Annotated in this window: 16 protein-coding genes; 15 read left to right on the top strand and 1 reads right to left on the bottom strand. The window is 38.1% G+C overall.

The window, feature by feature from the left end; all coding sequences use genetic code 11:
* Positions 1-6: 6 nt before the first annotated feature.
* From IPP61_14055 to IPP61_14010, 10 genes are all read left to right on the top strand, one after another.
* Complete coding sequence (locus IPP61_14055) at positions 7-855, top strand: universal stress protein (protein ID MBL0326283.1); 849 nt, start codon at positions 7-9, stop codon at positions 853-855.
* Positions 852-1,079, top strand: a complete 228-nt coding sequence (locus IPP61_14050) for a hypothetical protein (GenBank protein MBL0326282.1) — start codon at positions 852-854, stop codon at positions 1,077-1,079. Before IPP61_14055 ends, IPP61_14050 begins: the two co-directional genes overlap by 4 nt.
* A gap of 76 nt (positions 1,080-1,155) precedes the next feature.
* A complete protein-coding gene (locus tag IPP61_14045) occupies positions 1,156-1,563 on the top strand; it encodes a low affinity iron permease family protein (GenBank protein ID MBL0326281.1) in 408 nt (135 codons plus the stop codon).
* 292 nt (positions 1,564-1,855) lie between these two features.
* On the top strand, positions 1,856-2,890 hold the full coding sequence (locus IPP61_14040; GenBank protein ID MBL0326280.1) for a pesticidal protein Cry7Aa: 1,035 nt from the start codon (positions 1,856-1,858) through the stop codon (positions 2,888-2,890).
* A 26-nt stretch (positions 2,891-2,916) separates the two neighbouring features.
* Positions 2,917-5,235 carry a glycosyltransferase gene (locus IPP61_14035; protein MBL0326279.1) on the top strand — a complete coding sequence of 773 codons (2,319 nt, stop codon included), beginning with the start codon at positions 2,917-2,919 and terminating at the stop codon, positions 5,233-5,235.
* A gap of 147 nt (positions 5,236-5,382) precedes the next feature.
* Positions 5,383-5,691, top strand: coding sequence for a YtxH domain-containing protein (locus tag IPP61_14030; protein MBL0326278.1), 309 nt, complete (start codon positions 5,383-5,385; stop codon positions 5,689-5,691).
* Between the two features lie 262 nt (positions 5,692-5,953).
* Entirely contained in the window at positions 5,954-6,142 is a 189-nt protein-coding gene (locus IPP61_14025) for a CsbD family protein (GenBank protein MBL0326277.1), read from the top strand.
* Positions 6,143-6,172: 30 nt separating this feature from the next.
* Positions 6,173-6,610, top strand: coding sequence for a hypothetical protein (locus IPP61_14020; protein MBL0326276.1), 438 nt, complete (start codon positions 6,173-6,175; stop codon positions 6,608-6,610).
* 24 nt (positions 6,611-6,634) lie between these two features.
* Positions 6,635-7,276 (top strand): PorT family protein, encoded by a 642-nt coding sequence (locus IPP61_14015; GenBank protein MBL0326275.1) that lies wholly within the window; start codon positions 6,635-6,637, stop codon positions 7,274-7,276.
* Positions 7,277-7,615: 339 nt separating this feature from the next.
* Positions 7,616-8,491: a WYL domain-containing protein gene (locus tag IPP61_14010; protein MBL0326274.1), complete on the top strand. Its 876-nt coding sequence runs from the start codon at positions 7,616-7,618 to the stop codon at positions 8,489-8,491.
* A gap of 98 nt (positions 8,492-8,589) precedes the next feature.
* Here IPP61_14010 and IPP61_14005 read toward each other — a convergent pair whose 3' ends face one another.
* Positions 8,590-8,736, bottom strand: coding sequence for a hypothetical protein (locus IPP61_14005; protein MBL0326273.1), 147 nt, complete (start codon positions 8,734-8,736; stop codon positions 8,590-8,592).
* Positions 8,737-9,090: 354 nt separating this feature from the next.
* Here IPP61_14005 and IPP61_14000 point away from each other — a divergent pair, with 354 nt between their 5' ends.
* From IPP61_14000 to IPP61_13980, 5 genes are all read left to right on the top strand, one after another.
* A complete protein-coding gene (locus tag IPP61_14000) occupies positions 9,091-9,474 on the top strand; it encodes a hypothetical protein (protein MBL0326272.1) in 384 nt (127 codons plus the stop codon).
* Positions 9,475-9,582: 108 nt separating this feature from the next.
* Positions 9,583-11,532 (top strand): DUF2779 domain-containing protein, encoded by a 1,950-nt coding sequence (locus IPP61_13995; GenBank protein ID MBL0326271.1) that lies wholly within the window; start codon positions 9,583-9,585, stop codon positions 11,530-11,532.
* The gene (locus IPP61_13990; protein MBL0326270.1) at positions 11,533-12,210 is read left to right on the top strand and encodes an SLATT domain-containing protein; all 678 of its coding nucleotides are present in this window, start codon (positions 11,533-11,535) and stop codon (positions 12,208-12,210) included.
* Positions 12,211-12,267: 57 nt separating this feature from the next.
* Positions 12,268-12,480: a hypothetical protein gene (locus tag IPP61_13985; GenBank protein MBL0326269.1), complete on the top strand. Its 213-nt coding sequence runs from the start codon at positions 12,268-12,270 to the stop codon at positions 12,478-12,480.
* 122 nt (positions 12,481-12,602) lie between these two features.
* On the top strand, positions 12,603-14,195 hold the full coding sequence (locus tag IPP61_13980; GenBank protein MBL0326268.1) for a type I restriction-modification system subunit M: 1,593 nt from the start codon (positions 12,603-12,605) through the stop codon (positions 14,193-14,195).
* Position 14,196: the final 1 nt, after the last annotated feature.

The following is a 14,196-nucleotide window of genomic DNA, read 5'->3' as shown; positions in this document are numbered from 1 at the left end:
AATGTCATGAAAACTATCCTTTTTCCAACTGATTTTAGTGATAATTCTATGCATGCGGCACAATATGCGGCCATGCTTGCACAGCGTTATGATGCCAAGTTGATATTGCTACATGTATATAATATTCCAATCAATATAGGTCCGGAATACAGCACACTCGATAACAACCTGAAAATGGATGAAGAGCTCCAAAAGATTGCAAAAGTAAATCTGGACGTTTTTGCCAAAAAACTAGTGCATTTATTTCATTTGCCCGAAGTCCAGGTTAAACAGATAATTGAGTTTGGATTTGTGACCGAAGCTATCAATCAGGCTGCCGAAGAATTCCATGTGGATATGGTTGTAATCGGCACCAAAGGCGTCAGTAACCAACTGGATAAGATTATAGGCTCCAATGCCGAGAGCGTTATAAAAACTGCACCCTGCCCTGTTTGGGTAGTGCCGGTAAACGCCTCCATTCATGCTCCCAACTTATTTCTTTATGCGGCTGACCTGGAAGAAAATGAATCAAAAGCAACGCAACTGTTGATGGATTTTGCTTCACCATTTGCGGCTGAATGCAAAGTAGTGCATATCAGGGAATATTTTGATAAAGAACTGGAACAGAAAAACAATGAAAGTATCGAAAGTTTAAAGAAGGAATTTGCCGGTAAAAAAATCACGTTCAAAGAATTGACCAGAAAGGAAACCGTTGAAGGCATAGAAACCTATGCGGGCAATATCAATCCTGATGTGCTGGCACTTGGGGTGTATGACAAAACCTTTTTCAGCAATATGTTTAACTCAAGTATTGTGAAACATTTTGTGGAAGAATCAAAAATACCTATGCTGATTTTCAAAAAAGAAAAATCATGAAATCTATAAAAAAGGTAAATGCCGATATTCTGAAGATTTCCGGAGAAATTCGCTCGGATTATCCCGAACTCTATGAAAATCTGCTCGAAATGCCCGTGACACTTCCTGATGTGGCTTCCCCAAAAATTAATCCCGGTGTATTGACCGAGTATTATCAATCGCTAAAAGTCATATTAAAGCAATATTCCCGAAATCATAAATTAGAAATAGTAAGTGAGCCCTAAACAGGTTCACTTTTCTGATTTCATTGCGAAAACCTTAGCTCAGAATCCATTTTGCTTTTTATCATTACAATATCTTATGAAAAAAATATATAGCTCTATCGAAATAATATTTGAGAAACTCACCTATCTCATGTCTAAAATTCTGGGAAGCTCTGTCACCTTCACGCTAGCTTTCAGTATGATAGTGTTTTGGTTTTTAAACCGCAGTTATCATAATTTTGAGATCAACGAAATCATCAGGGACTTCCTGCATGGATTTACATTTTTGAGTCTTTTCGTGATTCAGAAAGAATTCAGCAAATTTTCGGGCTCTTTGCATCTGAAAGTCAACGAACTCGTGGCCACTACCGACACAGCCAGCAACACCCTGCTCAATGTGGAATCGAAGACCGAAGACGAAATCAACACCCTTCAAAAAGAATACGCCGACCTTGCCGATAAGGTTGAAAATCAAACCGATACTGAAGAAAAACCTGAAGTATAAATACGGGAAATCATTTTTTTAAATATCTGCTACTACTTAAAAAGTATCAGCAGAATCTCCTAAATGTGTGAATCATGTAATAAACTACCGGAATTACATAACGCCAATCATTTAGGAATTCTGACCTTTGACAATATAAAATACCCTCAAAATGTCAAAAGAAAAAGACGCCAAAGAGAAATCTGGCAAAAAGGCTCCATTGAAAAACCTTATGGAGAAACGCTCGGCTAAAGCAGCCAAAAGAGACGAAAAGAATAAAGAATCTACTACATAATTCCAAAATAAAAACATTATGGTTGAGGTAATAAAAAAAGGTATCCTTATGGAGAAAACCCCTTTTTCATTTGAAAATAGCGGTGTTTTAAATCCCGCAACCATAAGAGTAGGTGAATATGTTCATCTGTTTTACAGGGCAGTTAGTAATAATAATTTTTCTACCGTGGGATACTGCAAATTGCAGGGGCCGGACCATATCATCCAAAGAAAACAGGAACCTATCATGGTGCCCGAATTTGACTATGAATCACATGGAATCGAAGATCCCAGAATAGTTAAGATTGAAGAGCTTTATTACCTGACATATACCGCCTATGATGGCATCAATGCTTTAGGTGCTCTGGCAGTTTCGTCAGACCTTATCATCTGGCAAAAAAAAGGAATTATCGTTCCGCAGTTTACATACGAAGAATTTAATAAACTCCTTGAAAACCAACCCGCTATCAACGACAAATATGTCAGGTACAACAATCCACATCATTTGTTGGACAATTCAACGGAAAGGGTTTTGTTATGGGATAAAAATCTGATTTTTTTTCCCAGGAAAATCAATGGCAAATTTTACTTTTTACACCGTATAAAACCCGACATCCAGATTTTGGTGGGTATCGAAAAACTTGAAGATCTGACTAATGACTTTTGGAAAAGCTATTTCCAGGATTTCAGCGATAAAATCGTCCTTTCGGCCAAATATGACCATGAGTCAAGTTATATAGGTGGTGGTTGTCCACCCATTGAAACTCCTGACGGCTGGCTCATTATTTACCATGGAGTGAGAGATTCAATCAAAGGATATATCTATTCGGCCTGTGCTGCTCTGCTTGATCTTGAAAATCCGAACATAGAGATCGCACGTTTGCCTTATCCGCTTTTTGAACCGGAAAAAGTGTGGGAAATCAATGGTGAAGTTAACAATGTGTGTTTCCCTACCGGCACCGCCCTTTTTGGCGATGAACTATACATTTATTATGGTGCTGCCGACGAAAGGATTGCCTATGCCTCTTTAAGTTTATCGGCACTTTTACTTGAACTTAAGCTATATTTAAAATGAAAAATTTGAACTTCTCCAACCGAAATATGTCCGGAATATTAGATGATCAAAATTCCGACAAACCGTACGCCCGAATAAAATCTAATTCATTACCTGAAATTTTGGTGATTACAACCTATCCGCCAAGAGAATGTGGAATTGCAACTTATTCACAAGATCTGATTTCAGCTCTGAAAAATAAATTTGAAGGCACTTTTAAAATTTCTGTTTGTGCTCTCGAAAATGACCGTGAACAACATCAGTATGACGACATAGTTAGATTCAAAATCAATACTGACCAAATAGATTCTTTCGAAAAACTTTCTTCCGAAATTAATCTTGACCACAATATTGCTCTGGTAATGATCCAGCATGAATTTGGCTTATTTCTGAAAAGAGAATATGAACTTCAATTGTTTATGGCCAACCTTAACAAGCCTTTCGTACTTGGATTTCATACGGTTTTGCCACATCCCGATCTAGCCCTTCAGCACAATGTGAGGAAGATTGCTACCGAGAGTGAAGCGATAGTAGTCATGACCAGGTCTTCTGCCAAAATACTGATTGATGATTATGAAATTCCTGCTGAAAAAATTAATGTAATAGCTCATGGCACCCACCTGGTGCAGCATCTTGACAAGGTTCAGCTCAAACTGAAATACAATCTGAAAGGAAAAAAGGTATTATCAACATTTGGGCTGCTTAGTTCTGGTAAAAGTATCGAAACCACCATCAAGGCATTACCGGCGATCATCAAAGAGAATGAAAATGTGATGTTCCTGATTATTGGTAAAACCCACCCCGGAGTGGTAAATCAGGAAGGGGAAGCCTATCGCAATAGTCTGAAAGCCAAAGTGGAAGAATTAGGACTAACTGACCATGTAAGGTTTATCAACTATTTTTTGCCATTACCTGACCTTTTGGAATACCTCCAACTCACCGACATATATGTATTTACTTCAAAAGACCCCAACCAGGCTGTAAGCGGCACTTTTTCTTATGCCATGAGCTGTGGATGCCCCATCGTATCTACTCCTATTCCACATGCCATTGAGGTATTGAAAAAAGGTTCAGGAGTAATATTTGATTTTGGAAACTCAGAAAAGCTTTCTGTGGAAATCAATAAATTACTGAAAAGTAAGGCTTTAAGAAAGAGAATTAGTTTGACGGCCATTCATACCATGGCTCCCACCGCCTGGGAAAACGCCGCAATAGCCCACGCTTATTTATTTCAAAAGATATCTAATCTGAAATTCAATTTAAATTATAAAATTCCGCCTGTCAATCTGGACCACATCAAAAAAATGAGCACAGGGGCCGGGTTTATACAGTTTGCGGTAATCAACAAGCCGGATTTAGATTCAGGCTATACCCTTGACGACAATGCAAGGGCTATGGTGGCTATGTGCATGCACTATAAGAAAACGCTTGATTTACACGACCTGCAATACATAAAAACCTATCTGGAATTCATTGCATTTTGTATCCAGCCCGATTCCCGTTTTCTTAATTATGTCAACGAGAAAAAGGAATTTACCGAACAAAACTTCGAAACCAACCTCGAAGACTCCAACGGCAGGGCAATATGGGCATTGGGTTATTTGATAGCGATGGGTGATTTATTGCCCAAAGAACTGATTTTGCAAGCCGAAATATTAATGGATTTTTCGCTTATCAATATTTTAGAAATCCACTCCACACGGGCCATGGCTTTTATTATTAAAGGATTGTATTACAGAAATTCGGTCAGAAAAAACATCGGTGACATCATTCTGATATCTCAATTGGGAAACCGTATGATGCAAATGTATCTTCATGAATCGGAAGAAAACTGGCCCTGGTTTGAAAGCTATCTGACTTATGGCAACAGCATTTTACCGGAAGCCATGTTGTGTGCCTATATGGCCACCAAAGAGCCCGTTTACAGAGAAATCGCCAAATCAAGCTTTGATTTTCTTTTGTCTAAAATATTCGTAAAAGACCAGATTAAAGTCATTTCTAACAAAGGTTGGCTACAAAGAGGAGCCGACAACCATCACGAAATCATTGGTGGTGAGCAGGCCATCGATATTGCCTATACGATTTTGGCATTGGAAAAATTCAGTGAGGTATTTCCTGAAGAGAATTACGAATTGAAAATGAAAACTGCGTTTAGCTGGTTTCTCGGAAACAACCATTTACATCAAATCATCTACAACCCTTGTACGGGTGGTTGTTATGACGGCCTCGAAGACACCTACATAAATCTCAACCAGGGTGCCGAGTCAACGGTGAGCTATCTCATGGCCCGGCTCACTATGGAAGAAAAAGTAAATCTATACATTTTTGAAGAGACTGAAACAATTGAATTAGAAGAACTTAGCTAACATGTCATTTCAAACATTAAGTGTGAATTTTATAATAATAAGCTTAAATAGTGTAATACTTTTCGCCCATTAAAAGCTCACTTTTGTATAAGAAGAAAAAAGGTTTTTAAAGCAAAAATCATCTTCTCAACATTTAAAAAAAATATCATGAAAGCAGGAAAAGTATTATTAGGCATACTGGCCGGAACAGCCGCTGGGGCATTGGCGGGTATATTGTTAGCTCCACAAAAAGGCTCAAGAACCAGAAGACAAATCTTGAATAAAAGTGAAGATTATGCCGATGGTTTGAAAGAAAAAATTGAAGACATGGTGTTATCCTTGACAAAACAGTATAATACTGCTGTCAGTGATGTGGACGAACTGGTAGCCAAAGGAAAAAGCAAATTTAACCATGCTCTGGTTGAAGTGGATCATCTGATGACCAACAGCAAGGAAATCAAAAGCGACAAATCATAATATTTCAGACCATTTAGCGGAACTTATTCAGGTCGAATAAATGAACACAGGAAAAGCAAAGATCAATTTATACATGCGACTTTTTTAAATTCATCCAATATTTTTAGTAAACTTTCAAAAGGTTACTGGTACATGCAACTTTTTGAAATTCAATTATTTACATTAAAAAAAAGTGTGAATTTTACAAACATTAAATAATATTCTGTAATACAATTACATTAAATTCAAATCACCTTTGAATCGAAATAAAACAAAAATAACTATGAGTAATCTGACAGCCCTAAAAGGCGACTGGAACGAAACAAAAGGTAAACTGAAGCAACAATTCGCTAGCCTTACCGACGATGATCTGCTCCTGGCAGAAGGTAAACAAGAGGAATTATTGGGCAGATTGCAAAAGAAACTGGGCAAAACAAAAGAAGAAATTCACACCCTGATTTCCAAATTATAATTTTTATTCTTAACAAAAAAACAAAACAAAATGAAACTTACATATTTAGTAATAGGTACACTGGCAGTAATTATGAGTACAACGGGCTGTAAAGAAAGAGCCGACAAAATTGATGATGCCTCGCAGGCGGTAGAAAAAGCCGACCAAAAAATAGAAGATGCCAAACAGGATTATCTGGCCGAGGTAGAAAACTACAGAAATGTAACCTCAGCCAAAATCACTGAAAACGAAAAAAACATCGAGATTTTCAACAATATGGTTGCCAGCCAGAAAAAAGAGGTCAGAGATGATTACAAAAGGAATATTGCGGAATTAGAAGCCAAAAACAAAGCCATGAAAGCTAAAATGGAGGTTTATAAAGCCGATAGCGAAGAAAACTGGGAGAAATTCAAAAAAGAATTTTCTCACGATATGGATGAGCTCGGCAACTCGTTCAGAGATTTTACGATCAAAAACGTCAAAAAGTAAATTTGTGGATTCCACAAAAAAGTTATGAAAAATATAATGCTGGCAATTATGGGCTTTATGCTCGTGCCAACCGCACTTTGGGCTCAATTCGATAGAGCCGACAATCGGGAAAAATTCAATATCGGAGTAAAAGGTGGTCTGAATTATTCCAACAACTACGATTCTAAAGGTGACAAGTTTACGGCTGATACCAAAGTGGGTTTCGCTGCGGGCGGTTTCATATCCATCCCCTTTACACAGTTATTAGGTTTTCAGGTAGAAGCTATGTACTCTCAGAAAGGTTACAAAGAAGTAGGTGAATACCTGGGTAGTGTATATACCCTTACCCGTACCACTGACTATCTTGATATACCCTTGCTGGTAGCGATAAAACCCGCAAAATATCTCACGATTTTTGCCGGACCGCAATATTCTTATCTGATGAAACAAAAAGAAAGCTTCGAAAACCCGCTCACCACATTTGAGCAAAAAAGTGATTTTAAGAATGATAATATCAGAAAAAACACACTTGGATTTATGGGTGGCTTTGATATAAATGTGGGCAAATTTGTGATTGGTGCAAGAGCCGGTTGGGATATCATGAACAACAATGGCGACGGTACCTCTACCAATCCAAGATACAAAAATGCCTGGACACAGACTACGATTGGCTTAGCGATTTTATAATCAATAAACAAACCATCATGATGTTAGTACAATTGATCTTATCGGGCGTGCTTTTGATTTTGGGTATTTATGAAATATACAATTTGATGTTAGGGGAAAAGTTCAATAGCTATGTTCCCATAAAAATTAAAAAGTCAACTGTTCCACCAACAATTTTAGGTATAAAAATAAGTAAAATCTGATTTAGGATTTCAGAGAAATAAATTCATATTGGTTTATAGGGTTGTAGCAAAAATTCCACTTCAAATAGAAGTGGTTTTTTTTTGTGTAAACAGTATTTAAAGTTTTTGGGGAAAACTATAAATCCTCTTATCTTTGCTATATCCCAAACTTACCGCTATGGCACAAGAATCATTACAAATTCACCGGATTATTCAGATATTAATTGAAAATCCTCGCAAGACCAGAGAACTGGCCAAACTGATGGAAACATCGGACCGTACTATCAGAAGATACATCCCCAAGATTGAGGAGCTGGGTTATCTTTTGGAAAAAGACCATCATGGCAGGCATTTTATTTTTGGTGGGGAGGAATTCAGAAACCGCCGCTTTAGCCCCGAAGAACGAAAGTACATCTCAAATACGCTCCAATTATTACCGGATAAAAACCCTACCCGAAGAGCAATACTGGAGAAACTCAACGCACCCGAATTGCCCATCCCTAATCCTGAGAGCATCAAAAAACATATAGCCGGAAAAAATCTGGGAGACATACAATGGGCAATAGAGCACAATGTGACTATCATTTTAAAAAACTATCACTCACCCAAAGGGGAAAAATTGTACAGCGACAGAAAGGTGAATCCCATCGCTCTTACCGAAGATTGCAGTCAGTTAATAGCTTACGAAATAAGCTCCCGTAAAGAAAAGACCTTTAATGTAGATCGGGTTGAGTCCATCATACCTACCGGGAAAAACTTCGAGACACCAAAATCAAAGGCACGATATACCGATCCTTTTGGATTTACCAATACCACAAAATTCCTTGTAAAACTGAGGTTAAGTGAGCAGGCCAAGCAACTCATGATTGATGACCACCCCAACACCCTTCAATATATCAGTCAGGAAGATGGCACCTGGTTATTTGTGGGCTCAGTATGTGATTATCGGGGAATTGGGAGGTTTATTTTAGGCTTGCCGGGAGAAATTGAGATAATAGAAAGCCCTGAACTAAAAAAATATCTGATAGAACGGTCTAAAATGTATATTTTCTGACCAAATGGCAAAAAGCGGACAGATTCTGTCCTATCAGTGGGTGCATCTTTGTAATGATTTGAGGTGTAGTCTATCCGGCGGGAGCCTCCCGGTAATCTTCAGCCTGCAGCACGAAGAGCAAATGAGGCAAAAATCATCTCAACATTGGCAATGTTTATTTCAACATCGGCGATTACAAGATTGAAATCGACGAATTCAAACGCAACATTGGCGATGTTTTCAACGACATTGGCGATGTCAAACATGTCAGAGGCGATGTTAACAACGACATTGGCGATGTCAATCATGACGGAGGCGATGTTTACATTGACATCGGCGTTGTCAACATTGAAAACGGCGAATTTGATAATGAAAACGCCATTGTCGTGATAATCGTGGTCGATGTATTTTAAGCCAGAAGTGTGGTAAAACACACGCTAAGCTTAAAAAGGATGCCCAATACCCCCGGATAAACGAAAACATGAGCCTGAAATGCAGGAAATATAAAGGATAAGGTGCAGCCCATCGCGAGGGATGCCTGTAAACCTGAAAAACTGCCATAAGCCCATGCCACCGATTATCAAGTGGATTTATGTTGTACTTAAAAATTATTAAGAATCATGGCGAAAGTCAAAATTAAGATCTCCAGAAATGTGCAGGAGGTATTGGAACAGGCTCAGTTGGTGATCACCAAGCACAACGCTGACGCCCAGGCTTCGGTTTTAAACGCCCTTCAGGATGTAAACTGGATCGAGGTCAAAACTCAGGTAGATACCTGCCTGGGGCATCACTTACGTGCCGAAGAGCTGAGACGACAAATGGAATTGTCATACCGCGAGCGTGACAAGCTGCTGGGGCCCATCATCGAAAACGTGAAGGCCAGCCGCGACCTGCTGTTGGGCGTGTTTAGGTCTAACCCCAAGCGGTTAGGCGACTGGGGATTTAAGGTGTCGGATAAGCCGGCCAAAGTCACCCAGAAAGACACCCAGGCTCAGCCCGCCTAAAAAGGCCTTGTAAAAACGTACAGACCACCCCCAGTCCCTTTATAAAGTTGATTTATAGAGGGTACGGGGTGGTTGAATTTACTAAAAAATTAGAATTTAAAACAAATTATGAAAAGACTATTAACAAAATCAAAATTTAAACTGGGACTGGAATGCCCCAACAAATTATTTTATATAGGAAAACAAAATTATGCTAATCAGAAATCTGAAGATCCATTTCTTTTAGCCCTTGCCGAGGGAGGCTTTCAAGTAGAAGAATATGCCCGAATGCACTACCCGGGAGGTATAATGATAGAATCTGATTATTCAAATTATGAATACGAATTATATCATGAAAAAACATCAAAATTATTAGAACTAGAAAATGTCATTATTTATGAAGCAGCTTTTCAATTTGAAAATTTATTCATTAGAACAGACATTCTGGTTAAAAAAGGCAATAGAATTTACCTAAAAGAAGTGAAGGCTAAATCCTGGGGGAAAGAAGATTCGCTTATTGGTAAAAATGGCGGAATAAATGCCAAATATAAAGATTATTTATGGGATTTGGCTTTTCAAACTTATGTTGTTCAGAAGTGTTTTCCAGAATTTGAAGTAATTCCACAATTTGTTTTTGTTGACAAAACAAAAACTGCTTCAATAAATGGAATGAATCAGATGTTTCGAATCAAAAAAGGAACCGATGCAAGGGCAGAAATTATTAAATTAGAAGCCGATATATCAAAAATGGGAAACTCTGTCCTTGTTGAACCTGAAAATGTAAATGTAGCTGTTCAAGGAATTTTATCAGGCAAATTTCAAACTTTAGAAACTAAAACCTTTGATGAATGTTTAGGATTACTCAGAGAAAACTATGAAAAAGATATTATCAGTAATTGGCCTATAAATTATTCTGCCTGCAAAAAATGTGAATTTAAGACAACAAATGAGGATAAAATAAAAAATTTAGATTCTGGTTTTGAGAATTGTTTTTCGGTATTATGCAATTGGAAAGAAAATGATTTTTCAAAACCTAATATTTTTGATATCAACAACGGACATTTACTAAAGTTAGTAGAGAAAGGTAAATTATTCAAGAAAGACATAATAATTTCTGATGTAATAAAAACAGATAAGCTCTCAAAAACCTCTATTAGGCAATGGATTCAAATTGAAAAAGAAAATAATGTGGATTCAACACCGGATTTTGAGAAAGAAGGGTTGAAGAATGAAATTTCAACAATAAAATACCCACTTCACTTCATTGACTTTGAAACAGCAACAGTCGCACTTCCATTTTATGTAGGTAGGAAACCTTATGAAGCCATTGCTTTTCAATTTTCACACCATGTTATGTATCCTGATGGTACTATTAAACACGAAGATCAGTACATAAATATAGAAAAAGGAGTATTTCCAAATTTCGATTTTGTAAGAAAGCTTAAAACGGCACTTTCAAAAGATGATGGTACAATTTTCAGGTTTCATAACCATGAAAATTCAATTTTAAATAAAATAAGAATTCAATTAGAGGAATCTTCAGAAAAAGATAAATATGAATTAATAGAATTTATCCTAAGTATCACTCAACAAAAAGTCAAAGAAAAATACGTCCATATAGGTAAGAGAAATATGGTTGACCTTTGGGTCTGGCTTACCAAATATTATTATAATCCCTTGACAAAAGGTTCAAATTCTTTAAAAGATTACCTGCCTGCAAGTATTTTAACTAGTCATTTCCTCCAAAAAAAATACAGTAAACCTATCTCTCAAATTAATGTTAGTAGCCTAAATTTTGATAACAACAAAATCTGGTTAAACGAAAACCTGGATGATCCTTATAAGCAACTAGAGCCCGTGCATCCGGAATATGACAATGAAATTCTTGATGAATTTGTCGGAGATCAAGATGAAATAAAAGATGGAGGGGCTGCTTTGATAGCATTTTCGAAAATGCAGTATATGGATATGCCATCGCTTGAATTTGATAACATAAAAAAAGCACTTTTAAAATATTGCGAATTGGATACGCTAGCAATGGTAATGTTTTTTGAACATTTAAAAGAAATTACAGAGTAAATGGAAAACGAGAAAAGAATATTCCCAAAGCATCTAAGCCATCTTAATAAGACTTTTTTTGAAGAGTTAAGCTATAAATTGTGGTCAACTAAAGGGGCAAGATTTAAAGCACATAGCAGGTTAATTTCAAAAAATAACAAGTCAGTATCTTCTTTGGCCTTTTTAACTGCTTATCTGATAATTTTTGGTCTAGTAGGTGTATATCAGAACAAAACTCATCCATTATTTGAAGACCATATCATAAACTTTGGAAGTTTAGCGGGTTCTATCCTTGTATTAATCTTTTCTCTTCTTGAAGGTATGAAAGATTATAAATTAAATGCCCATTTGTACCACACATGTGCACTTGAAATTAGTCATTTATATAACCAGTTAAGAATCAAGAAAACTTTGGTTTTTGATGAAAATTCAACTGAAGAAATTACCTCATTTTGTGAGGAAATTGACAGGAAATATACAGATATCCTAATGAAATACCCAAACCACGAAGATATTGATTACAAGCTATTTATGCTTGAAAAAAAAGATTATTTTGATAATATTACCAAATTTGAAAAATTTTATTGGAATTCAATTCACTTTTTTTACAATAGCTTTTTCTATTATCTTTTAATCATTGTACCTCCTATTTTATTGGTTTTATATTATACCAAAAGCCAAATCTTTCAAATTCTCTAAAAATTCTTTTTTTATATTAAACAGATATTTTTCAAACAAAAACAAACAATAATTATTATGAAGACAGTAGATGAATTCTTAAAAAGCCCACCTTTTCGAACCAGTACTGTAGTAAGTGTAAAATTCGAAGTACTCAATTTTGCCATGAATAATACAATACTCTCTCTGATGAAAGAGAAATTTGGAATTTCTGATCAAGAATTTGAGGAAAAGCTTAAAGGCGAACTTGCAAAAGCCAAACAACTATATGAAAATTTGGTAAATAATTAACTATTCAAGCAACTGGGATTATATTTATCCCAGTTGCTTAAAATACCCAACACTAAAAACTATAAATTTTACACAATAAAAATCTAATTATCTTTGCAAAAAAACCTTCCAGCCAATAACCCATGTCTGAAAATCAAAAACGTCAACTCGAACTACAACTCTGGAACATCGCCAATACCCTCCGGGGCAAAATGAACGCCGACGAGTTTAGAGATTATATCCTGGGGTTTATTTTTTATAAATATCTGAGCGAGAAAATGGAAATCTTTGCCAACGAAATACTGAGGCAAGACAAAATTCGCTTTCGTGACATCGGCCCCAAGCTGCCTCAAGCCGCCGATTATCTGGAGGCCATCAAAGAAGAAGCCCTCGAAAAACTCGGCTACTTCCTTCGGCCCGAGGAGCTATTTAGTGAAGTGGCCATCAGAGGCATGGGCGACAACGAAGACGAGACCCTCTTCGAAGAAGCCAAAACCAACTTTATACTCGAAGACCTCCAGAAAATACTGATCAACATACAGCTCAGCACCATGGGCACCGAGTCAGAAGAAGACTTTGACAACCTCTTCGAAGACATGGACCTCAACAGCACCAAGCTGGGCAAAACCCCGGAGGCACGCAATGCCATCATCGCCAGGGTATTGAGCCACCTCGATAAGATTGACTTCAAACTCGAAAACACCGAGCTCGACGTACTGGGCGATGCCTACGAATATCTGATCGGGCAGTTTGCGAGTGGGGCAGGCAAAAAAGCCGGGGAGTTTTATACCCCTCAGGAGGTGAGTAAGATACTTGCCAAGCTGGTGACCACCGGCAAGCACAAGCTCAAAAGCGTATATGACCCCACTTGTGGCTCAGGCTCTCTCCTACTGCGGGTAGCCCGCGAGGTCAACGACGTGGCCATGTTTTATGGACAGGAGATGAACCGCACCACCTACAATCTGGCCCGCATGAACATGATATTGCACGGGGTACATTACCGCAAGTTTGACATCAAACAAGACGACACGCTTGAGCATCCCCAGCACATGGGCATGGAGTTTGAGGCTATAGTAGCCAACCCGCCTTTCTCGGCTCAATGGAGTGCCAAGGCCCTTTTTAGCAGCGACGACCGCTTTAGCCAATACGGCAAGCTGGCTCCGGGCAGCAAGGCCGACTTCGCATTTGTGCAGCACATGATTCACCATCTGGCCGAAAACGCCACCATGGCCATCGTACTGCCACACGGTGCATTGTTTAGAGGCGGTGCCGAGCAACACATCAGGCGGTATCTGATCGAAACCAAAAACTACCTCGATGCCGTGATCGGTCTGCCCGCCAATATATTCTATGGCACAAGCATACCTACCTGTATCATGGTATATAAAAAATGCCGCGAAAACCCCGGCGATGTGCTGTTTATCGATGCCAGCAACGGATTTGAAAAGGTAAAAACCCAAAATATGCTGCGGCAGGAACACATTGAGGCCATCATTGACACCTACCGCCACCGCCATGAAAGCGAAAAATACAGCAAAAAGGCCACGCTGGAAGAGATAGCCCAAAACGACTATAACCTCAACATCCCCCGCTATGTAGATACCTTTGAGGCTGAAGAACAGATTGACATAGAGGCCATAGCCGCCGAAATCAAAGCCCTCGACAGCAGCATGGAGGAAACCGACACCGCCATAGCCGCCTATTGCAGGGAATTGGGCATATCGGCACCGTTTTGAG

Source organism: Cytophagaceae bacterium, from assembly GCA_016722655.1.
In the GTDB taxonomy this organism is placed as follows: domain Bacteria; phylum Bacteroidota; class Bacteroidia; order Cytophagales; family Spirosomataceae; genus Leadbetterella.
Note: the sequence above shows the minus strand (reverse complement) of the source record. Positions and strands in the feature narration are given on the sequence as shown.

Coding starts and splice junctions, on each gene's coding strand:
- IPP61_14050 (MBL0326282.1), top strand. CDS start 852: ATGAAATCTATAAAAAAGGTAAATGCCGATATTCTGAAGATTTCCGGA.
- IPP61_13985 (MBL0326269.1), top strand. CDS start 12,268: ATGAAGACAGTAGATGAATTCTTAAAAAGCCCACCTTTTCGAACCAGT.
- IPP61_14020 (MBL0326276.1), top strand. CDS start 6,173: ATGAAACTTACATATTTAGTAATAGGTACACTGGCAGTAATTATGAGT.
- IPP61_14055 (MBL0326283.1), top strand. CDS start 7: ATGAAAACTATCCTTTTTCCAACTGATTTTAGTGATAATTCTATGCAT.
- IPP61_14045 (MBL0326281.1), top strand. CDS start 1,156: ATGAAAAAAATATATAGCTCTATCGAAATAATATTTGAGAAACTCACC.
- IPP61_13980 (MBL0326268.1), top strand. CDS start 12,603: ATGTCTGAAAATCAAAAACGTCAACTCGAACTACAACTCTGGAACATC.
- IPP61_14035 (MBL0326279.1), top strand. CDS start 2,917: ATGTCCGGAATATTAGATGATCAAAATTCCGACAAACCGTACGCCCGA.
- IPP61_14030 (MBL0326278.1), top strand. CDS start 5,383: ATGAAAGCAGGAAAAGTATTATTAGGCATACTGGCCGGAACAGCCGCT.
- IPP61_14000 (MBL0326272.1), top strand. CDS start 9,091: ATGGCGAAAGTCAAAATTAAGATCTCCAGAAATGTGCAGGAGGTATTG.
- IPP61_14015 (MBL0326275.1), top strand. CDS start 6,635: ATGAAAAATATAATGCTGGCAATTATGGGCTTTATGCTCGTGCCAACC.
- IPP61_14025 (MBL0326277.1), top strand. CDS start 5,954: ATGAGTAATCTGACAGCCCTAAAAGGCGACTGGAACGAAACAAAAGGT.
- IPP61_13990 (MBL0326270.1), top strand. CDS start 11,533: ATGGAAAACGAGAAAAGAATATTCCCAAAGCATCTAAGCCATCTTAAT.
- IPP61_14005 (MBL0326273.1), bottom strand. CDS start 8,736: ATGTTTGACATCGCCAATGTCGTTGAAAACATCGCCAATGTTGCGTTT.
- IPP61_14040 (MBL0326280.1), top strand. CDS start 1,856: ATGGTTGAGGTAATAAAAAAAGGTATCCTTATGGAGAAAACCCCTTTT.
- IPP61_14010 (MBL0326274.1), top strand. CDS start 7,616: ATGGCACAAGAATCATTACAAATTCACCGGATTATTCAGATATTAATT.
- IPP61_13995 (MBL0326271.1), top strand. CDS start 9,583: ATGAAAAGACTATTAACAAAATCAAAATTTAAACTGGGACTGGAATGC.